21 protein-coding genes are annotated in these 26,310 nt (G+C 69.0%); 11 read left to right on the top strand and 10 right to left on the bottom strand.

Translation table 11 applies throughout. The annotated features are described in order from the left end of the window. Nucleotides 1–276 precede the first annotated feature (276 nt). The 4 genes from J8M50_RS08725 to drmB are packed head-to-tail and all read left to right on the top strand — an operon-like array spanning nucleotide 277 to nucleotide 12,039. Nucleotides 277–5,037 carry a DEAD/DEAH box helicase gene (locus J8M50_RS08725; RefSeq protein ID WP_029184201.1) on the top strand — a complete coding sequence of 1,587 codons (4,761 nt, stop codon included), beginning with the start codon at nucleotides 277–279 and terminating at the stop codon, nucleotides 5,035–5,037. Continuing rightward, nucleotides 5,034–6,947, top strand: a complete 1,914-nt coding sequence (locus J8M50_RS08720; RefSeq protein ID WP_010356328.1) for a UvrD-helicase domain-containing protein — start codon at nucleotides 5,034–5,036, stop codon at nucleotides 6,945–6,947. Before J8M50_RS08725 ends, J8M50_RS08720 begins: the two co-directional genes overlap by 4 nt. After that, entirely contained in the window at nucleotides 6,944–10,174 is a 3,231-nt protein-coding gene (locus tag J8M50_RS08715) for a helicase-related protein (protein WP_010356327.1), read from the top strand. The genes J8M50_RS08720 and J8M50_RS08715 overlap by 4 nt, the downstream gene beginning before the upstream one ends. Further along, the gene (gene drmB, locus J8M50_RS08710) at nucleotides 10,171–12,039 is read left to right on the top strand and encodes an MrfA Zn-binding domain-containing protein (RefSeq protein WP_029184200.1); all 1,869 of its coding nucleotides are present in this window, start codon (nucleotides 10,171–10,173) and stop codon (nucleotides 12,037–12,039) included. Before J8M50_RS08715 ends, drmB begins: the two co-directional genes overlap by 4 nt. A 49-nt stretch (nucleotides 12,040–12,088) precedes the next feature. Here drmB and J8M50_RS08705 read toward each other — a convergent pair whose 3' ends face one another. Beyond that, nucleotides 12,089–12,697 carry an ATP-binding protein gene (locus J8M50_RS08705; RefSeq protein ID WP_063748112.1) on the bottom strand — a complete coding sequence of 203 codons (609 nt, stop codon included), beginning with the start codon at nucleotides 12,695–12,697 and terminating at the stop codon, nucleotides 12,089–12,091. A gap of 228 nt (nucleotides 12,698–12,925) precedes the next feature. Here J8M50_RS08705 and J8M50_RS08700 point away from each other — a divergent pair, with 228 nt between their 5' ends. The 3 genes from J8M50_RS08700 to J8M50_RS08690 are packed head-to-tail and all read left to right on the top strand — an operon-like array spanning nucleotide 12,926 to nucleotide 14,643. Beyond that, nucleotides 12,926–13,771, top strand: coding sequence for a helix-turn-helix domain-containing protein (locus J8M50_RS08700; protein WP_010356324.1), 846 nt, complete (start codon nucleotides 12,926–12,928; stop codon nucleotides 13,769–13,771). Then, nucleotides 13,772–13,978, top strand: a complete 207-nt coding sequence (locus J8M50_RS08695) for a DUF397 domain-containing protein (protein WP_010356323.1) — start codon at nucleotides 13,772–13,774, stop codon at nucleotides 13,976–13,978. Between the two features lie 56 nt (nucleotides 13,979–14,034). Further along, on the top strand, nucleotides 14,035–14,643 hold the full coding sequence (locus J8M50_RS08690; RefSeq protein ID WP_010356322.1) for a DUF5753 domain-containing protein: 609 nt from the start codon (nucleotides 14,035–14,037) through the stop codon (nucleotides 14,641–14,643). Here the strand turns inward: J8M50_RS08690 and J8M50_RS08685 are convergent. Continuing rightward, a complete protein-coding gene (locus J8M50_RS08685; protein ID WP_010356321.1) occupies nucleotides 14,618–14,776 on the bottom strand; it encodes an alpha/beta fold hydrolase in 159 nt (52 codons plus the stop codon). The two genes, J8M50_RS08690 and J8M50_RS08685, sit on opposite strands and share 26 nt — an antisense overlap. 332 nt (nucleotides 14,777–15,108) lie before the next feature. On the opposite strand from J8M50_RS08685, the gene J8M50_RS08680 reads away from it, so the two are divergent. Together J8M50_RS08680 and J8M50_RS08675 are read left to right on the top strand one after the other, a co-directional pair. Then, entirely contained in the window at nucleotides 15,109–16,185 is a 1,077-nt protein-coding gene (locus tag J8M50_RS08680; protein WP_223786183.1) for a hypothetical protein, read from the top strand. A gap of 115 nt (nucleotides 16,186–16,300) precedes the next feature. Then, the gene (locus J8M50_RS08675; protein ID WP_223786182.1) at nucleotides 16,301–17,101 is read left to right on the top strand and encodes a zinc ribbon domain-containing protein; all 801 of its coding nucleotides are present in this window, start codon (nucleotides 16,301–16,303) and stop codon (nucleotides 17,099–17,101) included. Here the strand turns inward: J8M50_RS08675 and J8M50_RS08670 are convergent. Further along, nucleotides 17,073–17,612 carry an alpha/beta fold hydrolase gene (locus J8M50_RS08670; protein ID WP_010356318.1) on the bottom strand — a complete coding sequence of 180 codons (540 nt, stop codon included), beginning with the start codon at nucleotides 17,610–17,612 and terminating at the stop codon, nucleotides 17,073–17,075. The two genes, J8M50_RS08675 and J8M50_RS08670, sit on opposite strands and share 29 nt — an antisense overlap. 47 nt (nucleotides 17,613–17,659) lie before the next feature. Beyond that, on the bottom strand, nucleotides 17,660–18,151 hold the full coding sequence (locus J8M50_RS08665) for a DUF2267 domain-containing protein (protein ID WP_010356317.1): 492 nt from the start codon (nucleotides 18,149–18,151) through the stop codon (nucleotides 17,660–17,662). Nucleotides 18,152–18,307: 156 nt separating this feature from the next. On the opposite strand from J8M50_RS08665, the gene J8M50_RS08660 reads away from it, so the two are divergent. Next, complete coding sequence (locus J8M50_RS08660) at nucleotides 18,308–18,613, top strand: hypothetical protein (RefSeq protein ID WP_010356316.1); 306 nt, start codon at nucleotides 18,308–18,310, stop codon at nucleotides 18,611–18,613. Between the two features lie 297 nt (nucleotides 18,614–18,910). Here the strand turns inward: J8M50_RS08660 and J8M50_RS08655 are convergent, their stop codons facing one another. Next, nucleotides 18,911–19,888: a GlxA family transcriptional regulator gene (locus tag J8M50_RS08655; RefSeq protein ID WP_010356315.1), complete on the bottom strand. Its 978-nt coding sequence runs from the start codon at nucleotides 19,886–19,888 to the stop codon at nucleotides 18,911–18,913. Between the two features lie 55 nt (nucleotides 19,889–19,943). Beyond that, the gene (locus J8M50_RS08650) at nucleotides 19,944–20,393 is read right to left on the bottom strand and encodes a hypothetical protein (RefSeq protein WP_010356314.1); all 450 of its coding nucleotides are present in this window, start codon (nucleotides 20,391–20,393) and stop codon (nucleotides 19,944–19,946) included. Between the two features lie 168 nt (nucleotides 20,394–20,561). Here J8M50_RS08650 and J8M50_RS08645 point away from each other — a divergent pair, with 168 nt between their 5' ends. Further along, nucleotides 20,562–22,133 carry an alginate lyase family protein gene (locus J8M50_RS08645; protein ID WP_010356313.1) on the top strand — a complete coding sequence of 524 codons (1,572 nt, stop codon included), beginning with the start codon at nucleotides 20,562–20,564 and terminating at the stop codon, nucleotides 22,131–22,133. A 13-nt stretch (nucleotides 22,134–22,146) separates the two neighbouring features. On the opposite strand, the gene J8M50_RS08640 is transcribed toward J8M50_RS08645, so the two are convergent. From J8M50_RS08640 to J8M50_RS08625, 4 genes are all read right to left on the bottom strand, one after another. After that, complete coding sequence (locus tag J8M50_RS08640) at nucleotides 22,147–23,409, bottom strand: DUF445 domain-containing protein (RefSeq protein ID WP_040837326.1); 1,263 nt, start codon at nucleotides 23,407–23,409, stop codon at nucleotides 22,147–22,149. A gap of 280 nt (nucleotides 23,410–23,689) precedes the next feature. Further along, on the bottom strand, nucleotides 23,690–24,469 hold the full coding sequence (locus tag J8M50_RS08635; RefSeq protein WP_010356311.1) for a DUF1707 SHOCT-like domain-containing protein: 780 nt from the start codon (nucleotides 24,467–24,469) through the stop codon (nucleotides 23,690–23,692). A 32-nt stretch (nucleotides 24,470–24,501) separates the two neighbouring features. Then, nucleotides 24,502–25,467 carry an ABC transporter ATP-binding protein gene (locus J8M50_RS08630; RefSeq protein WP_010356310.1) on the bottom strand — a complete coding sequence of 322 codons (966 nt, stop codon included), beginning with the start codon at nucleotides 25,465–25,467 and terminating at the stop codon, nucleotides 24,502–24,504. 3 nt (nucleotides 25,468–25,470) lie between these two features. Continuing rightward, on the bottom strand, nucleotides 25,471–26,247 hold the full coding sequence (locus tag J8M50_RS08625) for an ABC transporter permease (protein ID WP_100216831.1): 777 nt from the start codon (nucleotides 26,245–26,247) through the stop codon (nucleotides 25,471–25,473). Between the last annotated feature and the right edge of the window lie 63 nt (nucleotides 26,248–26,310).

Genomic DNA, 26,310 nt, shown 5'->3' with positions numbered 1-26,310 from the left:
ACAGTGCGAGATTCCCCGCCTTTACATACCCTTTGCCCTTTTTTTCGCTGCCCGGCAAACGTATCTCCGTCTCCCCTTGCACGCCCAAGACAACGCCGGGTAGCCTCAGTTCAGCGGCCCCACCCGTCTCGGAAGAAACCTTTTTCCGAAATTACGGTAGGAGTGTGCCGCGTTTCCCTCGCACTTTTTTCTCTGCGACTTCCTCACCGGCGGAACCGTCCCCCACCGCGACCGCGTCCGTGCAATCACCCGCACATCACCTCAGGACGGAGCCCTTTGTCTCCTGAACCGACAGCCGTGGTCAAGACCGTGCTCGATCAGTCCGCCCGTGTTCTCAAGACGTACGCCGTCGATCCCGACCTCATCACGGAGCATGCAAACGGGGAGAGGCGCATCACCCAGGGCGGGTACGGCGACCGGCAACTCTTCGAACTGGTCCAGAACGCCGCCGACGAAATCGCGGACGAGCCCGGGGGTACCACCCACGTCGTACTCACGGACACCCACCTCTATTGCGCGAACGAGGGAACTCCTGTCACTCCTGAGGGGGCCGAGACCATTCTCCGAATGAGCATGTCGCGCAAACGCGGCGGCCAGATCGGGCGTTTCGGTGTCGGTGTGAAATCCGTACTCGTCGTGACCGACGCCCCCCAATTCTTCAGCCGCACCGGCTGCTTCGGTTTCGATCGCGAGTGGTCCCACGACCAGATCCGCTCCGTCCCCGAGGTCAGGGCCCGGTTCGACGCGGAGTTCGAGTCTCCGGTACTGCGCATGGCCCGTCCATTGGACGAGAGCGCCGAACGTGCCGTCGACCCCGTGCTGGACGAACTCCTGGGCTGGGCCACCACGGTCGTTCGTCTGCCCCTGCTCAGCGACGCCGCCGAACGGCTCGGCCAGGACATGCACGGTGGACCCTCAGCGGGCGGTCGGGAGGAGTTCCCCGCAGGGTTCCAACTCTTCTCCCCGCACGTGGGCAAAGTAGTCCTGGAAGACCGTCGTCCGCGTCCCGTCGTACGACGGACCCTCACCGTGGAGCAGGACGGAAGCCTGCGCACCGTACGCGAGGAGCGCCCCGGGCGGCACCCGTCGGTCAGCCGTTGGCGAGTCTTCACTCTCACGCACCAGCCGACCGACGTCGCCCGTTCCAGCGCGGGCGAGTTGCACGACCGAGTCTCCCTCGACATCTCCTGGGCCGTGCGCGAGTACGAGAGGGGGAACTCCGCCGAACTCCTGTCCGTCCCCAAGGGACGGGGAAGGTTCTGGTCGTTCTTCCCGACCAAGTACGAGATGACACTCGGCGGAATCCTCAACGGGGCCTGGAAGACCAACGAGGACCGGCAGAACCTGCTGGACTCCTCCCCGTTCAACCAGGAAATGATCCGCATCGCCGCTCGGCTGGTGGTCGATTCCCTGCCCGAACTGGCGCCCGCCGAGGACCCGGCCGCGTACCTCCCGCTCCTTCCCGGACGCTCCCGCGAGTCCGAGACCGTCAGTTGGGCGGATCGCTATCTCACGGAACGAATCTGGGAGGCAGCCGCCCATCGTCCGTCTCTGCCCGACCAGGACGGCCTGCTGTGTACACCTCGGGACCTGAACGTCCACCCGGCGCTCGGCAAGGACAACAAGTCGCTGGTCCGCTGGCTGACCCTGTGGAACTCCTACCCCGGCCGGCCGGGGAACTGGCTGCACCCGTCCGCAGAGACCACGGACACCCGCTCCGGCAAGGTGGAGCACATCCTCAAGGCGGTCAAGCGTGGACGCGCCTCGGTGCGGGAGTGGTTGGAGGCCCTCGTCGCCGACGGCACCGCCGCAGCGTCGGCCGCCGCGATCCGGATCGTCGCCGACATGGTGCAGTCGGCCTCGCCGTTCGCGGACGAGGCCCGCGCGGCCCGGATCGTACTGACCGAGGAACACGGCATGGTGGCCCCGGTCGTCGGGAAGGTGTTCCGTCGAACCGATCAGGACGGGCTGCGAGAGTCCCTCGTGTACGCAGCCGCCGCGCTGTCCACTGACCCGTCGCTCGCGGGCGCTCTCACCGTGCTCGGCATCCGCGACGCCGACGTCCGAGGCCGATTCATCAGCGTCCTGGAGCAGGGCTTCGGCACGTACGGCCCGCAGGAGTGGACCCGATTCTGGGAGCTGTTCCATCAGGCGGGCAGCAGCGCCCTGTCGCACGAGGTGGCCCAGCGTGTGCCGGACCCGTCGTCCACGCTGTACGTGCGGACCACCGACGGACGCTTCCGAGCGATGCGCGACTGCCTCCTGCCCGGCCCGGTCGTGACCCTCGAATCGGATGCGTCCGTCGCCGTCGACACTCGTTTCCACTCCGACGACATGACGTTCTTCCGCGAGACGGGATTGAGGGACCGTCCCACCGGGGGACACCGTCCTGAGGGCGAGCCGTGGTTCGAGCAGTACCACGAGGCCATGCACCGGGCGTATTGCGCGAAACTTCCCGACCAGGCGTCCCGCCCGACACTCGCCCGGATCAAGCTGGAAGGCGCCCCCGTCGGCGGGCCGTTGCATCTGCTCCCCCGGTTGTCCGAAGAGGCACGGGCCGCGTTTCTGGCGGCGCTGCCCGACGACGCTCTCGTCGACAGCTGGACGTTGCAGGTCGGCGCGCAGGTCGGCACGCGCAAGGCCGTCGTCTCACCGATGCGCTGGATGCTGAAGCAGCACGGTCGGGTGGCGACCTCTCAGGGGATCCGCTCACTCGACGAAGCGGTCGGCCCTCAACTGAGCGGCTACAACGACATGTTGCCGGTCGCCCGGATCAGTGCTGAGAAGGCTCGCAAGCTTGGGCTGGCCACTAGCGTCGAAGACGTGCCCGACTCCTTCTGGAGCCAGCTCATGGGAAAACTCCAGAACAGCGAAGACGATGCGTTCGTCGGCAACACCTACGTACTGCTGACGCGCCTGGAAGTGGCTTTCCCCGAGGACTCGCTCACCCGCTGCCGCATCGGTGACGCGTGGGGCACCCGGCCCGACGGCGAGATCGCCGTCGCCGCGTCGGGTGAGGAGTACAGAGCGTTGCGCGCCGAGGGACAAGCCGCGCTGCTGACCGCGTCCGCCGCGGACGCCGCGCTGCTCGTCAAGCAGTGGGGCATGCTGCCGTACGCCGATGTGATCAGCCGAGAGACCCGGCACGAACCCGCCGGTGAGCCGGTCGCGCTCAAAGAGGCGTACCCCACGCTGCGGCAGATGCGCGGTTCGCAGGTGGACCAGTACTCCTTGCAACTGTGTTCCGTCCTCGAAGAGGTGACACGCACCCCGAAAGGCATGCGCCCCAAGACGCTGAACAGCAGTCTCCAGGGATCGACGGTCCTCGTGCTCACCCCAGCCGATCCACTCGAAGCCCTGATGGCCGTGGACCGTGAACTGCGCTGGCGCATGGGCGAGTCCGGATGCCGGCAGGTGTTGGAGGCGCAACGGCTCCAGGAGGAGGACCAGAAGGTCAGAAGTGCGCTGAAGGCTGTTCGCGAGAGCGACGACGACGTGGTCAAGCTCCTGTTGCTGCTGGGTGTCGAGAACCTGCGGGACCGGCTGCCCGCAGGCCTGTTGGACAGTGAGCGCGCGGAGAAGGACGGAGCCGAGCCGGACGATCTTCGTATCGCGCAGATGGCGTTCAACGCGCATGGTGACAGCATCCTCCAGGAACACGCCCGAGACCTCCAGAAGCTCTACCCGGCCCACGCTCCCGCCTCCTTCACCGGCTCCCCCAACGCGGTGGCGTTCGTGACGGACCTCCGGTTCCCCGGCACCTTCGCCGGATTTCGGGCCCCCTCGCTGGACGCGCAGATCACTGTGGAGGGACCGCGGCACTTCCCCCGTCTGCACGACTACCAGGAGCGTCTGGCGACAAACGTCTTCACCATGCTCGACCGAATGGTCCCGCAGCGCGGCATGCTCTCTCTGCCGACCGGCGCCGGCAAGACGCGTGTGACGGCCGAGGCGGTGATCCGCTGGGTGAAGCAGATGGGACAGCTCGACGGGCCCATCCTGTGGATCGCGCAGACCGAGGAGCTGTGCGAACAGGCGGTGCAGAGCTGGAAGTTCGTCTGGGAGAAGGTCGGTGCCGAGACACCATTGACGATCAACAGACTGTGGTCGTCGCACGAGGCAGGTCCCGTCACGAACGGACCGCACCTGGTCGTCGCCACGGACGCCAAACTACAGCAGCCGAACTGCCTCGCCGCCGACTCCTACGACTGGCTCCGGAAAGCCGCCCTCGTCATCGTCGACGAGGCGCACACCGCCATCACCCCTCGCTACACGGAGATCCTCACGCACCTGGGGCTGACCGCCTCCCGTACCGACCGTCATCTTCTGGGACTCACCGCCACGCCGTTCCGCAACACCAACCATGACGAGACCCGCCGGCTGATCAACCGCTTCGGCGGCCATCGCTTGGACGAAGACATCTTCGGTGACAGCGACGCGTACGCGGAGTTGCAACGGCTCGGCATGCTGGCGCAGGTCGAGCATCGCCTGCTGCAAGGCGGCACGATCACCCTGACCCAGGACGAGAAGCAGCGCGCCGAGCAGTTGAGCTTCCTGTCCAGGGCCGCCGAGAAGCGATTGGCCGACGACCACGACCGCAGCGCCCGGATCGTCGCCGAGATCTCGGGCATGCCGGACAACTGGCCGGTGCTGGTGTTCGCGACATCGGTCGAGCACGCCAAGACCCTGGCGGCAAAGCTACGCGACCGGGACATCACGGCGTCCTCCGTCGACTCCACCACGTCGCCCAACGATCGGCGCCGCCGCATCGAGGATTTCCGGTCGGGTCGGGTCCGGGTACTGACCAACTACGGCGTCCTCACCCAGGGGTTCGACGCTCCCGCCACCCGGGCCGTCGTCGTCGCGCGTCCGGTGTACAGCCCCAACGTGTACCAACAGATGATCGGACGCGGGCTGCGCGGCCCCGGCAACGGCGGCAAGGAGACCTGCCTGATCCTCAACGTCCGCGACAACGTGCGGAACTTCGACACCGCTCTCGCCTTCACCCAGTTCGAGCACCTGTGGAGCAGCAAGTGACCGAACCTTACGAGGGCAGCCCTCCGCTCACCGACGAGCAGCGAGCCGTCGTCGATCTCCCTTGGGACGCCCGTCTGCTGGTCACCGCCGGGGCAGGGACCGGTAAGACCCATACGGTGGTACGACGCCTCGACGCCCTGGTGGGGCACGAGATCCCCGAAGAGGCGCTGAGCGCGGGCGAGATCCTCGTCCTGAGTTTCTCCAACGCCGCCGTCCGCGAGCTGCGGGACCGGATCGCCCGGCACGGAGAGCGAGCCCACAGGGTGCGGGTCCAGACCTTCGACTCGTGGGCGTACCAGTTGCTCGTACGGGCGTATCCGGGCGAGGACTGGAAGTCCCTGAGCTTCGACGAGCGGATCGGCGCGGCCACGGACGCGATCGAGAAGGGTGCGGTGGAAGCGGGCGAGCTCGGGGCGCCCGCACACGTGGTGATCGACGAGGCACAGGATCTGGTGGGCGTCCGCAGGGATCTGGTGGAGGCACTGCTCGACCGTTTCCAGCGCTCGTGCGGTTTCACCGTGGTCGGTGACTCCGCCCAGGGCATCTACGGGTTCCAGATCGACGACCCGGTGGAACGGGCCGGCGAGACGGACCGGTTCTTCGCCTGGCTGCGGACGTCCTACGACGACATCGTCGAACTCGCCCTGACCGAGAATTTTCGAGCGAGAAGTCCCGAGGCCCGTACCGCTCTCCCCCTCAACCCCCGTCTGCAGGCTCTGCTCGCCTCCTCAGAAGGCCAGGACGCCTCGGCCGCAGCGCTCCACACCGAGCTGCGCGACCTGCTTCTGGACCTGCCGGGTCTCGGGGACCTCTCCGACGCGTTCACCCTGGGCACGCTGAAGGCGTTTCCCGGCACGTGCGCGATCCTGACCCGGGACAACCGAGAGGCACTGGCCGTCTCGGAGCTCCTGTACGCGCACGGCGTGGAACATGCGCTGAAACGCTCGCTGCGGGACCGCCCCGTGCCGTACTGGGTCGCCGAACTGCTGCGCCGCACCGAGTCGTCGACGCTCACCGAGGCACGATTCCTGGGACTGCTCGCGGAGACACTGTTGCCGCAAGGCGTGGACCCCGTGCGTTGCTGGCGATCGTTGCTGACCGCGACCAGGCACTCCGGCCGCAGGGTCGTAGACATCGCCGCCGTGGGTCGTCTGGTGGCGGAAGGCCGTTTCCCCGAAGACCTGAGCGACCCCGAGACCGCTCTGCTGACCGTCTCGACCGTGCATCGGGCCAAAGGCCTGGAGTTCGACCGGGTCCTGGTCCTGTCGCCCCGTTCTCTCGCCGAGCTCCGGAAGTCGCACGCCGACCTCGACGTACCGGCCGAGGCGCGCACCCTGTACGTAGCCATGACACGGTCCCGCGAGGATCTCTACCACGTGACAGGGCCAGACACCGCCCGCATACGGCGTCACCGTCCCAGTGGTCGCTGGTACCTGGGCGGTTGGCAGAAGTACGAGCGCTACGGCATCCAGGCGAGGGCCGGCGACATCCACACGGTGGAACCGCCTCGGTCGCACACGGCGGACATCTCCGCCGCGGAGATTCAGGACCACCTGCTGAAGCACGCCCGTCCGGGCGATCCGGTAACGCTCCGCAGGCGGCATCCGCTGCCTGCGGGACCGGACCAGAGCCCGCCGTACGACCTCGTCCACCGTGACCGGATCGTCGGCGAGGTCTCCGAAGGCTTCCGGCGGGACCTTCATGCGGTGGAGGCGATATCGCGTTCCTGGGACGTCGCCTGGCCCGCCGAGATCGTCGGCCTGCGGGTGGACACGCTCGAAACGGTCGCGGGCAGCACAGCGGCGGGGGCCAACGCGGGGCTGGGAGACCATGGAGTGTGGATCGCCCCTCGTATCACCGGAATCGGCAGGTATCGACGTGGCGAGCGCGCCGGAGAGGAACGGGAATGACGTACGGGAGCGGTCCGCACGCCGAGCACTACCGGGTCCGTGACGAACTAGTGCGACGGCTGCGGCGCGAGCTCCTCGGACCGGATGTCGAGGCGGGCGACGACCCGTCCGAGGTTCTCACCCAGGAGGCTCCGATCACCCGGTACCCGATCGGGGTGCTGTTCCCGAGGAGCGGCGGCAGCGAGGACGCCGCCGAGCACGACGGGGTGGACGAGTCCCCGTTGCTCGGCCGGAACGACTCCGAGGAGGCCGACGGCCCCCCTGAACCGCCGACCGCCGGTGGTCGACGTCCGTCGAGCATGGGTCTCACCTTCATCGTGGATCGACGGTCGAGCCCCGAGATCGTGGTCTCCGCGCAGGCCGCCATGTACGACCCGGTGGACTCCGACGGCCGGGCGCTGTCCCCTCAGCGGGCCGAGGCCAGAACCGTCGGGGACCAGCGCGAGCACTGGCGGCGCCGGGAACTGGAGCTGCCGGACACCCTGGTGGACATCACACGCCCCGCGATCCACAGGCCGCATCTTGTTCCTGACCGTGTTCGGTTGTACGTCCTCGTACGGCCTGCCGAGGCTTCGTACGTCACCGTCACCGTCACCCTGATCAACACCCACGAACCAGAAGAACGGGATCTCCAGGACGCGTTCGCCCTGTTCCAACCGGTGCTCCGGATCCGCTCCGGCAACGGCGCGTCAGCCTTCGTCGAACGTCCCGCCGCCTTGTCCGCCGTCGACGAAGAACTCGGCACCAGCCGTCTGCTGTACCGCCACGCCCCCACCTTCGCGGTGGGCCACGGCTGCTGCGCCCACTGGGACTGGACGCCCTCGCAGGTCGGTCTGACCGATGTACGGCGTGCGGCGATCAGCGAGATCCGTTCCGAGTTCGTACCCACTCACGAGGTGTTGCTGACCGACTCCAACCCTGAGATCGAGAAAGCGCTCGGCAACGGGGCGCTCGGCATGCTCCGTCTGGCCGAGAGCCCCGCAACCGACGTGATCGCCACGTTGCGCGACCTCGCCATCGGTTATGAGCAATGGATCGACGCCAAAGCCACGGAGGCCGCTTCCCTGGCCGGAACCGTTCACGAGGAATCCGCGCACACCCAGCTCGACGCCTGCCGGGAAGCCTTGGGCCGGATGCGTGAAGGCATTCGAACGCTGGCCGAGAAGCCCGAGGTCATGGAAGCGTTCCAGCTCGCCAACCAGGCCATGGCGCAGCAGCGGGCGCGCAGCGCCTGGGTGAAGGACGGTCGTATCGGCGTGCCCGATCCGCGGGGCCAACGCTGGAGACCGTTCCAGATCGCGTTCGTGCTCCTGTGCCTGTGCGGTATCGACGATCCCGAGCACCCCGACCGTGAGATCTCGGACCTGCTGTGGTTCCCCACCGGTGGCGGCAAGACCGAGGCGTACCTGGGGCTGATCGCCTTCACCACGTTCCTGCGCCGACTGCGCCGAGGCGCCGACGGTGCGGGCGTCACCGTACTGATGCGCTACACCCTGCGCCTGCTGACGCTCCAGCAGTTCGAGCGTGCCACGATCCTCATCTGCGCGATGGAGATGATGCGCCGCCGTGATCCGGATCGACTGGGCGACGAGGCCGTCTCGATCGGCATGTGGGTCGGGAAGTCGGCCACGCCGAACGACTTGAGAACGGCGGCGGAAAAACTTGCCGAACTGCGGAACGGACGGAGCCTCCAGAAGGAGAATCCTGTTCAACTGCACGCCTGCCCCTGGTGCGGCACAGCGCTGGACGCGCACAACTACTCGGTCGACGAGAACACCGTCCGCATGGATGTCCGATGCCCCGGCTCCGACTGCGACTTCGCCTCCGGCCTGCCGGTGCACCTCGTGGACGAGACCGTCTACCGGACACGCCCGACACTTGTCATCGCCACGGTGGACAAGTTCGCCTCCATGCCCTGGCGCGAGGAGACCGCCGCGCTGTTCAACAGGGACCGGGCGGGCGGACGGACTCCTCCCCCTGAGCTGATCGTCCAGGACGAACTGCACCTGATCTCCGGTCCTTTGGGCACGCTGACCGGCCTGTACGAGACGGCCGTCGACACCCTCGCCGGTCGGCCGAAGGTCATCGCCTCCACGGCCACCATCCGCCGTGCGGCCGACCAAGGACGCAAGCTCTTCCACCGTGCGGTGCGTCAGTTCCCACCGGCCGGGCTGGACGCGCGCGACTCCTGGTTCGCCGTGGAGACCGACCGCGGCACCAAGGCCAGCCGTCGTTACGTGGGTCTGCTCGCCCCGGGCACCAGTCAGTCGACGCTGCTCATCCGTACCTACGCGGCCCTGCTCCACCAGGCCATGCGTTCGGACACGAGCGACGAGGTCCGGGACGCGTACTGGACGCTGGTCGGCTACTTCAACAGCCTTCGTCTGCTGTCGGCGGCCGAGCTCCAGGTGAGCGACGACGTCGAGGACTACCTGCGGCTTCTGGCCGACCGCGACGGCACCGAGGCACGTGTCCCCGACCGTCACTCTGAACTGACCAGCCGGGTCGACGCGAGTCTGATCCCGGCGCGACTCAAGGAGATCGAGAAGCGCTACCCGGACCCCGACGTACGTGACGTCCTCCTGGCGACCAACATGATCGCTGTCGGCGTGGACGTCGACCGCCTGGGTCTGATGGCCGTGATGGGACAGCCTCAGACCACGGCCGAATACATCCAGGCGACCAGCCGGGTGGGCCGTGCGCATCCGGGGCTGGTCGCGGTCATGCTGAACTCGGCGCGCCCCCGGGACAGCTCGCACTACGAGAACTTCCTACACTTCCACTCCGCGCTGTACCGCGACGTCGAATCGACGTCCGTCACGCCGTTCTCCGTCCGATCCCGCGACCGAGGTCTGCACGCCGTGGTCGTGGCACTGGCCCGCATCCTCATCCCCGAAGCTCGGGCGGACGACGCCGCCGGCCGGATCCACGAGTACGTGGACCGTCTGTACACCGAGATCAAACCGCTGCTGACGAATCGCGTCTCCGACATCACTCCCGAGGAGTTGGAGGACACCTCCGACGCCTTCGACGAGTTCGTCGAAATCTGGCAGGACATGGCGCGTGCTTCGGGCAGGCTGCGGTACGGGCCTCGTCGCGGCGATCCCACCCCCGCCCTTCTGAAGCCGTTCGACGACGAGTCCGAGGGCGCCGACGCCTGGTCCACCCTCTGGAGCCTGCGCGACGTCGACGCCGAGTCCGCCCTTTTCCTGGAGACCTCCCGATGACCCCGCCTCCCGAGCGACGGCGCCGTCGCACCGCAGCCGGCTCGGCCGTCGTCCGTCCCGCCTTCGCTCGCCGTGGATCGGTCCGTCGTTCCCAGATGATCACCACGTACGGCGTCGGCGCACTGATCGCAGTCGACAACGAGTCCTTCATCGTCTCCGGCATCGACGACGCCCACGAGAGCTGGTCCCTGAAAGAAGCGCCGATCGTCCACGAGCACCGACTCGCCCGAGTTCTCGAAGTGAACCACTTCCGGCTGCCGCCGTCCTCGGAGGAGGCCAGCAGGGACGGCGTACGCGTCAAGCGCTTCCCCTTGTGGCACTCGTGCCCCAAATGCCAATCTCTGCAACATGTGAAGGACTTCAACCCGCCTGCCGGAAAAAACGTCTGCACCGACTGCGACGACGAACCGCTCGTGCCGTCCCGGTTCGTCATGGCTTGCGACGCCGGGCACCTGGCCGACTTTCCGTACTGGAAGTGGCTGCACCGCGACAACCGCGAGGATGGAGCGAAGGGGCACTGCGGCGGGAGGATGAGCATGCGCTTCACCGGTCGGAGCGCTTCTCTGCGCGCTGTCATCATCTCGTGCACGTGCGGTGTCCAGGACGTTTCCATGGAGGGCGCTTTCCGTCGCAGGGCCCTGGCCGACCTCAGGGTGCGTTGCCAGGGCGAGCAGCCCTGGCTCAAGAACACCCCCACCGGGCCCTGCCGACGAACTCCTCGCGCGCTCCAGCGTGGTTCGGCGACCGTGTGGCAGCCGGTACTGAAGTCCGCGCTGTCCATCCCCCCGTGGAGCGACGGCCTCGCCGACAAATTGGGGCCTCACTGGGACAGACTGCGCTCGTTCACGTCCCGCGAGCGGATGGAGGGCTACCTGATGGGGGCCTTCCCGGACGACGACTCGGTATCGGTCGACGTCGTCATGGAACTGTTGGAGGCCGAGCAGGCGGAGGACCTGGCCCAGGGGAACCTCTCCGACGCGGGCGCGGTGAACCGCTACCAGAAGCTGCGACGCCAGGAGTACGAGCGACTCCGTTCCGGTAACACCCAGGGGGACAAGGGTCGCGAGGAGCAGTTCGTCTGCGAGCCGCCGCTCTCGGACCCCTCGGTGCTCGATCCGTTCGACATCGAACGGCCGATGCTGGTCAAGCGCCTGCGCGAGGTGCGGGCACTCAAGGCGTTCATCCGCGTGGCGGACCCGGAGTCGAGTTCCGAGAGCCACGAGGCCCCGCTGTCCCGGTATCCGACGGACTGGCTGCCGGCGATGGTGGTGCGCGGCGAAGGAGTCTTCATCGGACTCGATGAGCAACGTCTGGACTCCTGGGCCGAGTCGGTCTCGGTGGCCGCCCGTGTCGAGCACATGCGCGCCAACCACGACCAAGCGCTGAGAGAGCGTGCCGTCGATCCCTCGAAGGCCCCGTGCTCGCCCGCCACCCCCCGCATGGTGCTGCTGCACACTCTGGCGCACGTGCTGATCAACGAGTGGAGCCTGGACGCCGGTTACCCGGCCGGCGCACTGCGCGAGCGCCTCTATGCGGACGACACCATGGCCGGCTTCCTCGTCCACACGGCGACCAGCGACTCCGCGGGCAGTCTCGGCGGTGTCGTGGCTCAGGGAGAGCCCGACCGACTCGCCGCGGCACTCCGATCAGCACTGCGACGTGCCGCCTGGTGCTCGGCAGACCCCCTGTGCATCGAAGCAGGGGCCTCAGGTGCCGGAGGAACGAACATGGCCGCCTGCCACGCCTGCGTGATGCTCCCCGAGACGAGCTGCGAGCACAACAACATCCTCCTGGACCGGGCGTTGCTCGTCGGCACCCCGGAAAGACCGGACCTGGGGTTCTTCGCAAAGGCGTTGGAACGCTGACACTCGGTGGGCAGCGCCACCGCTACCCACCGAGTCGCTCTCACGAATGTCAGGCCGCGTCCACCTCGTACCGCACCTGCGCCCGGTCCAGGAAATCGTCCGGATCATGCCCGAGAGCCGACGTCCAGTGCAGCAGGTCCACGATCAACTCGATCGCGGACGCCTCCTGCGTGGAGGACAGCCGCCCGCCGCAGGACTCCTGGTACCCCTTGACCGCCGCGACAGCCCGCGCGATCCGCCGGCACTCGCTCCCCCGCTCAACAGCGATCTCACACCACACCGCCTTGCCTACCGCCGTAAGCGCCGTCCCCCAGTCGGCTGCGAGGGCACCGAGAAGGTGAAGCCCCCGCCCGCACTCCTCGTCACAACCGGCACCCCTGAGGACCGGAACAGCGTTGCTCCGGTCATGGATCTCGACCCGGAGCCGCTCACCCCCGCTCTCAAGGACCAGGGTCGCCGCCACTCCCTCGCCGACATGCTTGACGACATTGGTCACCAGCTCGGTGACAAGGAGTTCCGCCTCGTCGACAGCGGCCGGCATCCCCCACTGGGAGAGCTGCTTGGCCACGGCCCTCCGGAGCAGCGACACTTCCGCCGGTGCCGCCTCAAAGGGCAGGACACAGCGGAGTCGAGGTTCGATGATGTCGTAGCCGGGCACGGCCACTCCTCCCTCCCTGGCCACGCGCGCGCTGCGCTCGCCGTATCCGTACGGCCGCGTTGCGTAGCTGACTTGATGGCTGAGCATGGCACGACCGAGAGATCCCTCCATGCAACTTCTCACCCCGGGTCATCCCATCGAGTGAACTCGCCGCAGGAGAACCCCACTTCGCCTGCCTGCCTGGAAAGGTGCCCTCACCGCACCCCACTCACCTGGACGGGGAACACCATGACCGAACGGATCACGACACGCCGACGCCAACTCGGTGCCACCATGCGCAAGTTGAGAGCACGCAAGGGGTTCACCCTCGAAGAGGCGGGTGAACTCGTCGGCGTCTCCAAGGCGACTGTCAGCCGGTACGAAACTCAGGCCGGACCAGTCAAGTGGCTTGTCATCGACGCGCTTTGCCGTGAGTACGGAACAACCGACGTCGAACGCAAGGCGATTGTCGCCCTGGCCAAGGATGCGAAGCAGCAAGGCTGGTGGCACTCCTTCGCGGATGCCATTCCCGAAAGCATGGATCTGCTGCTGACGTTGGAGGACGACGCGGTGCGGGAGGATCACTTCGCCTGCGTCTACGTCCCAGGGCTCCTCCAGACCCGCGCCTACAGCACCGCCCTCCAGAGCACCCACAAGGTTCCGCTCGCGCCCGACGAGATCGAGCGGCTCGTGGACATCCGCATGAAACGGCAGGAGATCCTGCTCCGTCCGAAGCCGCCACGGCTGTGGGCGATCCTCGACGAGTCCGTGATCCGCCGGGTCGTCGGCTCACCGCAGATCATGCGTGAGCAGCTGGGCCATCTCCTCGAAGCGGCCGAGTCCCCGCACATCACTCTCCAGATACTGCCCTTCGCGAAGGGAGCACACGGCGCCGCCCTCGGCAGCTTCGTCCTCATCGGCGGTCTCGAACCGGCGCTGGACGTGGTGTACGTCGACCTCCACACCGGCTCCCTCTTCATGGAGAAGGACGAAGAACTGGATCACTACAAGCTTGCGTTCGAGTATCTCCGCGCACAAGCATGGGACATGGAAGCCTCCATCTCCATGATCCATCGCGCCCGCGAGGAGTTGTGAATGTCCGTCGGCCCGCAGCCCGCTCCCATCTGGTTCAAGTCGTCCTACAGCGGGAGCGGTACGTCCGAGTGCGTGGAGTGCGCCGACACCGGCCACGGCACACTCCTCCGGGACTCCAAGCGGGCCGACGGCGGCGTCATACCGGTCAGAGGACCGGCTTGGCATTCGTTCATAACCGCGCTGCGGCAAGAGGAACCGCGTCGCTGATCGGATCTCGGAGCGAACCGGGAAGCATCCAGGAAAGGCTTACAAGGAGGTACGTCATGACCGAGTCCACGCCCTGGCAGCAGCGGCTCGCCACCGGTACCGAGGACGTCCAGGACGAGGTCGTCGCGTTGTACCGGCGGTCGCGGAGGAGCAAGGCGTTTCTGCCGACGATGATCTGGGGGACGTTGCAGACCGAGGCGTATGCGACGGTGATTCTGCGGCAGGTGGTGGAGTTCCTCGGGGTGCCGGACGACGTGCCTGCCGGGGTGGCCAAGAGGATGGAACGGCAAGGGGTGTTGTACGACGGGGAGCATGCGTACGAGGTGGTGCTCGGGGAGCAGGCTCTCTATACGAACGTGGGTGGAGGGGAGGTCATGCGGGGGCAGTTGGAACGGTTGTTGCGGGACATCCGTCTTCCCTCGCTCCGGCTCGGCATCCTGCCCGCGACCGCTGCGACGGGCGTGATTCCTATGCCGGGGTTCGACATGTTCGACGACAGCCTCGCGTCGTACGAGCTCGTCTCCGCCGGTGTCGACATCACCGATCCGGCCGAACTCGCCCTGCACATCAAGGCGTTCGACGCCATCAGCCGTGCCGCGGTGTACGGCGATGCCGCCGAGGCGCTGATCTCCGAGGCGCTCACGCGCTGGAGCGAGGCCGGCTAACGAACTCCGCCACCGTCTCGTACAGCTCGTTCGGGCGGTCCAAGTGAACGTCGTGGCCGGCGTTCGGGATGGTTGTCAGGTGGGTGATGTCGGGGCGGCGGGCCTGCATTTCGAGGGGCTCGGATGCCGGCATGGTGCCCTGGGCTCCTCGAACCACCAGGGTGGGGCAGTGGAGTTGGGACCATTCCGGCCAGTGGTCGTGAGTGGTCAGGTCGTGGGTTGCCGCGAGCATTGTTCGGGGGGTATGCGGGGGTGGCCTGTGCCGTCCGGGTGCCACGTCAGGCTGTCTGCCCAGGCTCATCTGTTTCCTTAAGGATCCGTGGTGATGTCTTGTCCGGGTGGTGCCGTGTTCTGTGGCCGGTGCCCGTGTCCGTGTCGTACAGAAGTTCCTGGATCGAATGCGTGACCTTTCCGTGGGACTGTCGTTGATCGGATGACAGGACCATGCGGGAAGGGGGGTGCGGGGTGAGCCGGAAGCTGCCGGTCGGTGAGGGGGAGGCGGCTCGTACCGCGTGTGCGCGTGGGATGTTGCGTGGTGGGGTGGACGAGGAGAGCGGTGAGTTCCTGACGGCTTCAGTGGTCGCTGAGCGGGTGGGGTGGTGTGCGGGGCTGGTGTCCGGGATGGTTGCCGGGCTGCTGGCGGAGCACTGGAACGCCGCCGACGTGGAGGCTTTGGCATCGGGGGTGGATGCCGGGGGCCGGGGGCTGCCGTCGAACGCGTGGATGGCGTTGCGCCGCCTGGGATGGAGCGCTTCCGTGGCGGGGGGTGTGCGGGTCAATGACCGGATCGTGAGGATGGTTCAGGAGCAGGCCGGGCGGGTGTTGCGGTCGGCGGCATGGCGTGCCGCTCTGACCGCCGGGGTTCTGGCCGCCTGGCCTGCCGATCCGGCCCGGCGTACGGCGGCCGAGTGGGATGCGGTACGCGATGCGGTGCCCGGCGGCCGATCCCTGCCGTCCGGCGTGATCGCCTCCCGTACCCGCCAGATCCAGGCCTTCGCCCGCGAGAACGGGCGGCTTCCGGCGGACGTGTTCAATCTCGAACCCCCGCCCCGGGCGGCGCGCATGCTGCTGCTGTCCGCGTGCGACGGCCAGCAGGCCACCATCGAACGCGCCGACGAACCCGGCCGTGCCCTGCTCCGGCTGCAACTCCCCACCCGCCCCGACCCCGTGTCGTACCGGGACTGGACGTGGGTGGCCTGCCCGATCGCGCTGCCGCCGACCGTCCCGGCCGGTGCGGTCCTGCACCTGCCCACCCTGCGCCCCCACCAGGGCCGGGTGCGCGCCGACCTCGCCTACACCCACACCGTGCCGAAGACCGCCCACACCGGCCACACCATCGCCCTCGGTGTGGACTGGGGCCTGAACACGCTCCTGTCCGCCGGGGCGGTACGCCTCCACCAGGACGGCCGGATCACCGAACTCGGCGCGGGGGGGTGGCCAGTTCCGGGCCGCCGGAGTCCTCGCGAAGCAGCACCGGCTGCGCCGCCTGTCCGAGCAGCTGCACACCAAGGCCGATCAGTATCTGCGGCTGACCGGCGGTGAGGAGCGGCATCCGCTGGCCGCCCGCCACCAGGTTCTGGCCGACGAGATCGGGCACGTCTCCAACCGCCGCACCCGCCTCAATGACGCCCTGGCGTGGTCGGCGGCCCGCTGGACGGTGGACCAGGCGGTCGCCGCCGGAGCGAGCGTCATCTACGTCGAGGACCTGCGGTCCATGGAAGCCCGGGGCATGGGCCGCACCCTGAACACCCGCCTCTCCCAGCAGATACGCGGCCGGATCACCGACCGGATGCGGCACGTTGCCGCCGAGGCGGGTATCGCCGTCGTCACCGTCCCCGCACGCAACACCTCCCGACTGTGTCCGCGCTGCCTGGCCCCGCTGCGGCACCGCAAGGCCCCCGACCGGCCCACCACCGCGGGCTGGAAATGGGCCCTGTGCCCCGACCGCGCCGGCTGCGGCTGGCAGGGCGACCGCGACCACGGGGCCTGGCGGCGCATCGCCGCACGCGGCCTCACCCACCAGACCAGAACCGTGGCGGACCGCACCAGCGGCGCGATGGCCATCCGGTCGGTGGCCGACAGCCTCGAAACCAGAGCCGTGGTCACCCCGACCACACCCACAACCAGCCGGAAGGACCGGTCGAAGACCGGACCCACCCGGCCTCGGACTACACGCCCCGCGCCCCGGCGACGCAGGGCACCCTCCCCCACCAGACCCACAGGTCCGGCGGGCAAGCGTCCGGAGGGACACGCACCAACGGACCGGCACCGGCTGCCCCGCGCAGCCCACCGGCACCAGAACGTGAACACGACCAGCACACCCACCACCGGCCGACACCGGCCACGCGGAGCAGCACTGGGCGCCGGCTTCCACCTCCACGCCCACGCATCTCCACCACGATGGGAAACGATCCAACCGATCCCGCACCTCACGGATCACACACGATCGCCAAGCTGATCAGAGACGCTTTGTGGCCGAAGAAGGTTACTGCTGACTGGTATGAGGGGAAGGGGGTCGGCCAACTGGCCAGCCAGGTCGCGATGTTGTCGGGGAGGTCGGGGGTGGCCTGTGCGGGGCCTGCCTCTACGAGGATCAGGGAGTGGGCCAGGGTGGGGTGGGTTGCTGCGGTGAGTAGGGCTGTCACGCCGCCCAGGGATTGACCCAGGAGGATGGCTGGGGGTGCGTTCAGGGAGGTGAGGAGAGTTGTTGCGTCGGCCGCTGCCGCCTTGCGGGACATGTCCGGTGGGGTGCGGGTGCTGGCACCGTGGCCTGCCGCGTCGTAGCGGATGACTCGGTGGCCTGCCGTGAGGAGGCGGGTTGTCAGGTCGTTCCATTCGCCCATGTGGCCCGCCAGGCCGTGCAGGAGGAGGAACGGGGGGACCTGCTTGGGGTGTTGGGGGTGTTCGTCCCGGTAGGCGAGTCTGGTGCCGGTGGGGGTGTGGAGGAAGGAAGGCGGGGGTGGAGGCATGGAGGGATTCTGCTGGTTTGGGGGGTGCCCCCGCCTTCTGGTTTTCCTTAGGGCTTTCGCATCAGTTCCGCCCTGCCGAACAACAGCGCGTAGCCCTGCGGGAGTTGGGCGACGATGCGGTTGGTCACCGTGGGGCCCGCGTAGTGGGCGAGGGCGGTCAGGACCGATGTCACGTGCCAACGGGCCGTGTCCGGGGTGGTGTTGTCCAGGCGTGCGGCCACCTTCGTCACGAACTCCGCCGCTCCGTACGGGGGTTGGGGTGGGGCCGCGAGGAGGGTGGCCGCCTCCGGAGGGAGGGTGCGGGTCAGGGCCGTGCGTTCCGGGGCGGGGAGGAGTGGGGCCAGGGTCGTCAGGGTGGTGCGGGTGATCTTCTCCGCTTCCGCCGTCGTCAGGTACTGGCCCGTTCTCTTCACCCTCGCCACCAGGTGGGGCCAGGGCTCCGGGGTGCGGATCAGGGAGTGTCTCGGTGACGGGATCGCCCTCCCCGAGGTGTCCTTGGTCTGCTTCGGGTCGGCCGGGTGAGGCTCCGTCGTCGTCATGTTCTCGTTTCCGCTCGGGTTCGCTCTGTGCCCCGTCTTCCGCTCCTGCCCCGTTTTCCAGGGGTGACACCTGTGAAGTTGACAGGGGTGGGCTCAGGTTCGGGGGTGTATCGCCCTGCGGGGTTAGCCTCGGGGATAACTCCCAGGAGGTATCTCATGGCCAAGGTTCCCAGCTCGCTCATCGCCGCCGGTGGGCTCGTCGGTGGGTACGGTGTCGCCCGCTGGACCAGGAAGCGCCAGCTCGGCGGGGTCGTGCTCGCCGGTGCGGGGGCCGCTGCCGCCTGGCAGTGGAAGGAGCGGGCCGGCGGGAAGGCCGCGGGGGCGCTCGGGGTCGCGTACCTCGCCGCGTTCGCCGGGTCGCATCCGCTGGCGAAGAAGGTCGGGGCCTGGCCGTCGGTGTTCGGGGTCGCGGGGGTTGTGGGGCTCGCGTCGTGGGCGGTCGTGGACCGCAAGGGGGATTGAGGGCGGCGTCGTACTTCGGGGCTAGCTCGGTGGGTGTATGGGTGCGGTCGTACTCCGGGACTACCTCGACGAGGGGGGGGCGGGGCGGTCATACTTCGGAGCTAGCCCGGTGGGGTACCGGCGGCGTCATACCTCAGAGCTACCTCCGCAGAGGTACCAGCCTCGCCATACCTCAGAGTTAGCCCGGCAGGCGTAGAGGCGCGGTCACCCTCTGGAGCTACTCCTGCGGGGGGTACGACCGCAGCCCTCCCCCCACCACCACCCACCCGGCGCCGAGACGTAGCCCCGTCATACCCCTCACCCCACCCCGGCCCCCTCACCCCGAAACGCCCGCCGATACCCCTGCGGGCTCGTCCCCACCACGCTCCGGAACCGTTCCCGGAACGCCGTCGGTGATCCGAAACCGACCTGTGTCGCGATCCGTTCGACCGGGTGCGAGGTCGTCTCCAGGAGGTACTGGGCCCGCCGTACCCGCGCCCGGTGCAGCCAGCGCAGCGGCGTCGTGCCGGTCTGTTCTCGGAAGCGGCGGTTGAGGGTTCGGGTGCTCATGTCGGCCCGCGCCGCGATCTGGTCCAGCGTCAAGTCCCTTGCGCACTCCGCCTCCAGCCACTCCAGCAGGGGTTCCAGGGCGGCGCCCGACGGTGCCGGAGGCAGGTCGTGGACGATGAACTGGGCCTGGCCGCCCTCGCGTTCGAGGGGTGTGACGCACATGCGGGCCGTGTGCGCGGCGACGGCCGAGCCGTGGTCCGTGCGGACCATGTGGAGGCACATGTCCATCGCCGCGGCAGCTCCGGCCGACGTCAGAAACTGGCCGTTGTCGACGTACAACACCTCGGGATCCACGTCGACTTGGGGGTAGCGGGCCGCCAGGTCGGACGCCGCGATCCAGTGGGTCGTCGCGCGCAGGCCGTCCAGGAGACCGGTCGCCGCGAACAGGAACGCGCCCACGCAGACCGACGCGATCCGCGTGCCGTTCGCTGCCGCGTCGCGCAGTGCCTCCGTGACTCCCGGCGGGAGTTGCGTCGGGGGTTCGTCCACGCCGGGGAGGATGATCGTGTCCGCCTCGGCTAGGAGTTCCAGGCCGTACGGGGGTCGCAGCGTGAACGCCGACGATCTCATGCCGGCACGCACGTCCTCCCCCGCCCGTACGCCGCACACCTTCACGTCGTACGGCGAACGGCCGTCCGGCAGCCGGGCCCAGCCGAAGGTGTCGATCGGGAGGGAGAGGTCGTAGGGGATGACTCCGTCGAGAGCGAGCACGGCAACGGTATGCATGGCGGGATCGTACGTGGCCGCTGAGTTCTCGCCATGGCGCGCACCCCGCCACACCTCACGCCCCCGTCGTCGACCCCGGCCGCACGATCATCAGCACCGTCACCGTCGCCCACAACAGGTTGAACACCCCCGTGAACATGCCGAGTTGGACAGTCGTCCGCTGATTCCCGCCGCCCTCCACGAGGACCTCCTGCCGGGGCAGCACCAGGACGACGAGGACGAGCGCAGCGGCGACCGTCAGTGCCGTCGACACGATCAGCCACATATCACCCATCACCCCCATCGCGCTCGCCGTGGCGAACCCGAGGACCGGTACGGCGACGCCGACCGCGGCGTACACCTGGCAGATGCGGTGCAGCAGCCGTACGGAGGCCCCCGCCCGTTCGTCCTCCGGCGCGGCCAGCGCCTTGCGTGCGGCGGGCGGGAACATGCTGGCGGCGACCGTGACCGGGCCGACGGCGATGATCGCGGCGAGGACGTGCAGGGAGAGGAGGAACTTGGTCATGGGGCGACGGTAGGAGCAGGCAGGGATCTTGGAGAAGTGGCGGGATTGACATGGTTCAACGGATTCTCGCCATGGCGACACCCCCTCCGAGACCCCACGGCAGAAAACCCCTGCAACCGGTTACCCCACTTTTCGTTATCGCCCCCACCCCCACCCCGTCTCCACCACATGCACCTCACCCGACGCACCCTCCTCAAGACCACCGCCCTCACAGGAGCCGCCTCAGCCCTCGCCCTCCCGACGACAACCGCCGCAGCCGCCCCCACCGCCTACGCCCACCCCGGCCTCCTCCACACCGCCGCCGACCTCACCCGCATGGCCACGAAGGTGAAGGCCAACTCGGCGCCGTACACGGCCGGTTACGCAAAGCTCACCGCCAACCGCCACGCGCAGACCGGCTGGAACCCCCGCCCCCAGCAGACGGTGTACCGGGGCGCGGGCAGCCCGCAGAACTACACGATCCTCTACAACGACCTGCACGCGGCGTACCAGAACGGCCTGCGGTACCACGTGAGCGGCGACGAAGCGCACGCCGACACCGCCGTGAAGATCCTCAACTCCTGGTCCGGCAAGCTGACTTCGCTCCAGGGCTCCGCCGACCGATTCCTCGCGGCGGGCCTGTACGGCTACCAGGCCGCGAACGCCGCAGAACTGGTCCGCGACCACCCGGACTTCAAGCTGGACCGCTTCCGCACGATGCTCATGGAGGTCTTCGCGCCGATCAGCGACAGCTTCCTGCTCCACCACAACAACGCGGTCGTCACCAACTACTGGCCCAACTGGGACCTGACCGCCCTCGCGTGCGTCCTGGCGACCGGCATCTTCTGCGACGACAGGGCCCAAGTCGCCCGCGCCGTCGACTACTTCAAGAACGGCGACGGCCTCGGCGCGGTGCGCAACGCGATCCCCGTCGTGCGCGAGGACGGCCTCGCCGAGTGGCTGGAGGCCGGCCGCGACCAGGGGCACACCCTGCTGGGGATCGGGCTGATGGGCACGGTCTGCGAGATGGCGTGGAACCAGGGCATCGACCTGTACGGGTACGACGACAGCCGTTTCCTGAAGGGTGCGCAGTACGTCGCGAAGTGGTGCCTGGGCGAGCAGGTCCCGTACACGCCCAACACCCGCCGCAAGGGCGCGATCGGCGGCTGGTCCGGGCGGGAGACCGCGTCCGCCGCGGCGTCCGTGGACCCGAACATGACCCGTCCTGTGTGGGCGATGATCGCGAACCACTACACCAAGCGGCGCGGCCTCGACGCCTCGTACGTCACCCGGGTCGCCGCGAAGTCCGCGCCCGAGGGCGGCGGCGGGGACTACGGCCCCAACAGCGGCGGGTACGACCAACTGGGGTTCGGGACACTGGCGTTCACCCGGGACAAGGCGACGCGGGACCAGCGGCTCGCGGGAGCGGGCGCCGGAACCGGAGCGGGCGCCACGAACCCTGCCCCCGGCGCGAGCGGCGCCCCCGGCCCGAACGCCGACGCCAGCACCAGCACCAGCACCGGCACCGGCACCGGCACCGGCACGAACCCCACCGCCGACCACCCCAAGACCCAAGACCTCGCCGCCACCGGCCCCACCGACCTCGCCCCCTGGGCAGCGGCCACCGGCATCACCACCCTCGCCGCCGGCTTCCTCCTCCTACGCCGCCGCAACAGGAACCGCGAGCTCCAGCCCCAGGCCCACCCCCAGCAGACCCCGCCCGAGTCCCAGCCCCACCGCCCCCACCGCCGCCCCCAGTAACCCCCGCGCCCCCTCAGGCTCCCAAAGCCCGAGACACCGTATAAATCAGCACCCCCGCCAACGCCCCCACCACCGTCCCATTGATCCGGATGAACTGCAGATCCCGCCCGATATGCGCCTCGATCTTCCGAGTCGTGTGCTCCGCGTCCCACCCGGCCACCGTGTCCGTGATCAGCGACGTGATCTCCTTCCGGTACGTCGTCACCACATGCACGGCCGCCCCCTCGACCCACCCGTCCACCTTCCCCTGGACGGACGGCTCGGCGGCCATCCGCGCGCCCAGCGACAGCAACGCGGCCCGCACCCGCAGCCGCAGCTCACTGCGCTCGTCCTCGGCCGCTGCGACGATCATCGAGCGGACGGCGGTCCACGCGGACGCGATGAGGTCCTGCACCTCGCCCCGCCCGAGAACCTCGGTCTTGAGGCGCTCGACCCGCGCGCGGGTGTCCGTGTCGGACTGGAGGTCGGCAGCGAAGTCGGAGAGGAACCGGTCGAGGGCGCCGCGCGCGGGGTGCGAGGGCATGTCCCGCATCTCGATGACGAACCGGAGCAGCTCCTTGTAGACGCGCTCACCGATCCGCTTGTCGACGAACCGGGGCGTCCAGCCGGGCGCCCCGCCCTCGACGGCGTCCATCACGGAGTCGCTGTGCAGCACGAGCCAGTCGTGCGCACGCGCCACGACCAGGTCGACGGCGCGCTTGTGTCCGCCGTCCGCGACGACCTTCTCCAGCATCTTGCCGATGCCGGGCGCGATCTCCTGCGCGTCCGCGCGCCGGGTGATGGCCTCGCCGACGACGGCCTGGACGTCGGAGTCGCGCAGGACGGCGAGCGCGCCGCGCAGGGCGGTCGCCAGCTCCGCGGTGACCCGGTCGGCGTTCTGCGGCTCGGCGAGCCAGGCACCGAGGCGGCTGCCGATCCCGACGGAGCGCAGGCGCTGCCGTACGACGTCCTCGGAGAGGAAGTTCTCGCCGACGAACTCGCCCAGGGACACGCCGAGGGCGTCCTTCTTGGTCGGGATGATCGCCGTGTGCGGGATGGGCAGGCCCATGGGGTGCCGGAAGAGGGCGGTCACGGCGAACCAGTCGGCGAGCGCGCCCACCATGCCGGCCTCGGCGGCGGCGGCCACGTACCCGGCCCAGGTGCCCGCGCCCGCGTGGGAGGCCCACTTCGCCAGCACGTACACGACGGCCACGAAGAGCAACAGCCCGGTGGCGGTGAGCTTCATCCGCCGCACCCCACGCCGCCGCTCCTCATCGGCAGCGGTGAACGCGGTCATCGTGCGGTACGACGGAGCGGCACCCCCAGCGGCACCCTGCGAGCTCGCGCCCCCGGACCCCACGCCCCCACCCCGCCCGGCACCCTCCACGCCCACGCTCCCCTCACCCTCGGCACCACCCGCACCCGCACCCGGCGCCCCCGCGCCCAAGCGCCCAGCGCCCCCCGTCTCCACTTCCCTGCGTTCCATAAGCTCCACCCGGTCGGCGATCTCCTCCCCATTGTCCTTCTTGCTCCTGGAACGGGAGAGGCGTCCCCGATGGTTCCCACCACCCCCGCGTTCACTCGCGCGGGTGATCCTCCCGGCGCTTACGGGACTCCCCCATCAGATCCCCCAGCACATCGCGATGCCCCTCCAGCATCCGGTGCCGCTCCCCCCTCCGCTCCTCCCTGAGCCGGCGCCGCTCCTCCCGCCGGTCCTCCTTCTCCTGCTTCAGCGCGGCCCGCGTCCGCTTGCGCTCGATGTTGACGCCACCCCAGAACGCGAACCCGGTGATCACCACGCGCGGCGCGCCGGGCCCGGCCGGCACCCCGCTCTCGCGGTGGCTGAAGTCGCCCATGACCCCGATCCCCTTGGACACGATCTCGACGCCGGGAGGCACGAGGACGTCGATCCCGCCCATGATCGCGACGCAGTTGATCTCGACCTCCCCGGCGGAGAAGTCGGCCTCGCGCAGGTCGATCTCGCCGCCGCCCCAGAAGGCGACGCAGTTCATCCGCCGGGGCACGGTCCACCGCCCCTTGCGCTGGAACCCGCCCATGACGGCGACGGCCCAACTCGGCGACGTATCAACGCCACCGACCACCCTCCCTGTCCAACTCCCGTCGGACGGCGGCTCCTTGAAGAGGTTCACCGGCGCCTGCGGCACACCGCCGGGCGCGGGCAGGTCACGGGTGATCGGCGCCAACTCGCCGTACGTACGCGCCTTGTAGGTCGTCTCCAGCCGTTCCTCGAACTCCTCCATGTCGAGCCGGCCCTCTGCGAGGGCGTCCCGCAGGATCTCCGCGACCCGTTCGCGGTCGGCGTCCGATGCGCGCAGTTCCGGAGCGTTGTCGGTCATACGGCCAGCCTACGAGGAACCGGGGTACGACACTATGCGGTAGCTCTGTCGGCGTACATCTTCGCGATGACCGCCTCGATGTCCGGCTCCCGCACCGACAGGTCCACCAGCGGGTACTCCGCCGCGATCCGCGCGACCAGCGGCGCCGCCGACGCGGACGCCGGGAACGCGAGCCACTGGCGTACGCCGTCGACGCGTACGACGCGGGCGGAGGGGCCCACGTCGATGGGCGGGAGTTCGCGCTCCAGGTCGACGACGAGGACGCGTTCGCTCTCGCCCGCCTCGTGCAGGCCGGCGAGCGGGCCGTCGTACATCATGCGGCCGTGGTCGATGACCATCACCCGCTTGCACAACTGCTCGATGTCCTGGAGGTCGTGGGTGGTGAGCAGGACCGTCGTGCCGCGTTCGGTGTTCAACTCCCGCAGGAAGTCACGGACCTTGGCCTTGGAGACGACGTCGAGGCCGATGGTCGGCTCGTCGAGGTAGAGGACGTCGGGGTCGTGCAGGAGGGCCGCCGCGATGTCGCCGCGCATCCGCTGGCCGAGGGAGAGTTGGCGCACCGGGCGGTCCAACAGGTCGCCGAGGTCGAGGAGTTGGACGAGGCGGTCGAGGTTCTCGGCGTAACGGGCGTCCGGGATGCGGTACATGCGGTGCATCAGCCGGTAGGAGTCGATGAGCGGGAGGTCCCACCACAGGGTCGTACGCTGCCCGAAGACGACGCCGATCCGGTGGGCGAGGCGCGTGCGTTCGCGGGAGGGGTCGATGCCGGCGACCCGCAGCCGGCCGCCGCTCGGGGTGAGGATGCCGGTCAGCATCTTGATGGTCGTCGACTTCCCGGCGCCGTTCGGGCCGATGTACCCGACCATCTCGCCGCGCGCGACGGTGAAGGAGAGCGAGTCCACGGCGCGCACCTGGGAGCGCTCGCGCTTCAGGAAGCCGGTTTTCCTACGGACGTCGAACACCTTTTCCAGGGCGTCGACTTGGATGAATTCGGCCACGGTTCAGCTCCCTGTGCTCCGGTACGACCTGACGCCCGCCCGCCACACGAGCCCCGCGAGCGCGCAGCACAGCGCGGCGACCAACGGCGGTGCCCACGCGGTGCCTTGGGGGAGGTCCAGGGGGTACGCGCGCCCCAACACGTAGGACGCGGGCACCCAGTTGACGAACGCGAGCGGGAAGACGAACGTCACCCCGCGCACCAGTTCCTTCGCGAACACGGTCGGCGGGTACTGGAGCATCGTCCCCCCGCCGTAGGTGAACGCCGACTGCACCTCGGACGCGTCCTCCGCGATGAACTGGAACGCGCCGCCCGCGACGAACACCGCCGAGAAGATCGCCCCGCCGGACAGCACGGTCACCGGCACGAGGAGCACCTTCTCCGGGGTCCAGTGGATGTCGAGCGCAGTAAGCGCGTACACAAGAATCAGCGCGCCCTGGGTGATCCGGCTGAGCCGGCGCAGCGCGAAGCGGTCGGCCGCGACCTGCGCGAGCACCGGGGCGGGCCGTACGAGGAGGGTGTCGAGGGAGCCGTCGCGCACGCGCTGGCCGAGGCGGGCCACCGAACCGATCGCGAGGTCCGCGATGCCGAACGACGTGGCCGCGAGGCCGTACAGGAAGGCGACCTCGGGGAGGGTGTAGCCGCCGAGGGAGTCGACCTGCGAGAACATCAGGACGATGCCGACGAAGTCGAGGCCGTTCAGGAGCAGGCCGGCGAGCAGGGACATCGCGAACGAGGCGCGGTAGGCGAGGGTGGAGCGGATCCACATGCCGGCGATCATGCGGTAGGCGCGCAGGCCCTCCGCGAGCCGGCTGCCCGCGGGCGCGACGGTGTCGTACCCCCC

Source organism: Streptomyces acidiscabies, assembly GCF_020010905.1.
Lineage (GTDB): Bacteria > Actinomycetota > Actinomycetes > Streptomycetales > Streptomycetaceae > Streptomyces > Streptomyces acidiscabies.
This window is presented reverse-complemented; position numbering and strand designations above follow the sequence as displayed.

What these genes read in the sequence shown, in the direction of transcription:
- J8M50_RS08690 (WP_010356322.1), top strand. Translation starts at nt 14,035, where the DNA reads ATGACCGAGTCCACGCCCTGGCAGCAGCGGCTCGCCACCGGTACCGAG.
- drmB (WP_029184200.1), top strand. Translation starts at nt 10,171, where the DNA reads ATGACCCCGCCTCCCGAGCGACGGCGCCGTCGCACCGCAGCCGGCTCG.
- J8M50_RS08685 (WP_010356321.1), bottom strand. Translation starts at nt 14,776, where the DNA reads ATGCCGGCATCCGAGCCCCTCGAAATGCAGGCCCGCCGCCCCGACATC.
- J8M50_RS08635 (WP_010356311.1), bottom strand. Translation starts at nt 24,469, where the DNA reads ATGACCGACAACGCTCCGGAACTGCGCGCATCGGACGCCGACCGCGAA.
- J8M50_RS08715 (WP_010356327.1), top strand. Translation starts at nt 6,944, where the DNA reads ATGACGTACGGGAGCGGTCCGCACGCCGAGCACTACCGGGTCCGTGAC.
- J8M50_RS08650 (WP_010356314.1), bottom strand. Translation starts at nt 20,393, where the DNA reads ATGACCAAGTTCCTCCTCTCCCTGCACGTCCTCGCCGCGATCATCGCC.
- J8M50_RS08670 (WP_010356318.1), bottom strand. Translation starts at nt 17,612, where the DNA reads ATGCCTCCACCCCCGCCTTCCTTCCTCCACACCCCCACCGGCACCAGA.
- J8M50_RS08665 (WP_010356317.1), bottom strand. Translation starts at nt 18,151, where the DNA reads ATGACGACGACGGAGCCTCACCCGGCCGACCCGAAGCAGACCAAGGAC.
- J8M50_RS08660 (WP_010356316.1), top strand. Translation starts at nt 18,308, where the DNA reads ATGGCCAAGGTTCCCAGCTCGCTCATCGCCGCCGGTGGGCTCGTCGGT.
- J8M50_RS08655 (WP_010356315.1), bottom strand. Translation starts at nt 19,888, where the DNA reads ATGCATACCGTTGCCGTGCTCGCTCTCGACGGAGTCATCCCCTACGAC.
- J8M50_RS08625 (WP_100216831.1), bottom strand. Translation starts at nt 26,247, where the DNA reads ATGATCGCCGGCATGTGGATCCGCTCCACCCTCGCCTACCGCGCCTCG.
- J8M50_RS08700 (WP_010356324.1), top strand. Translation starts at nt 12,926, where the DNA reads ATGACCGAACGGATCACGACACGCCGACGCCAACTCGGTGCCACCATG.
- J8M50_RS08640 (WP_040837326.1), bottom strand. Translation starts at nt 23,409, where the DNA reads ATGACCGCGTTCACCGCTGCCGATGAGGAGCGGCGGCGTGGGGTGCGG.
- J8M50_RS08695 (WP_010356323.1), top strand. Translation starts at nt 13,772, where the DNA reads ATGTCCGTCGGCCCGCAGCCCGCTCCCATCTGGTTCAAGTCGTCCTAC.
- J8M50_RS08645 (WP_010356313.1), top strand. Translation starts at nt 20,562, where the DNA reads ATGCACCTCACCCGACGCACCCTCCTCAAGACCACCGCCCTCACAGGA.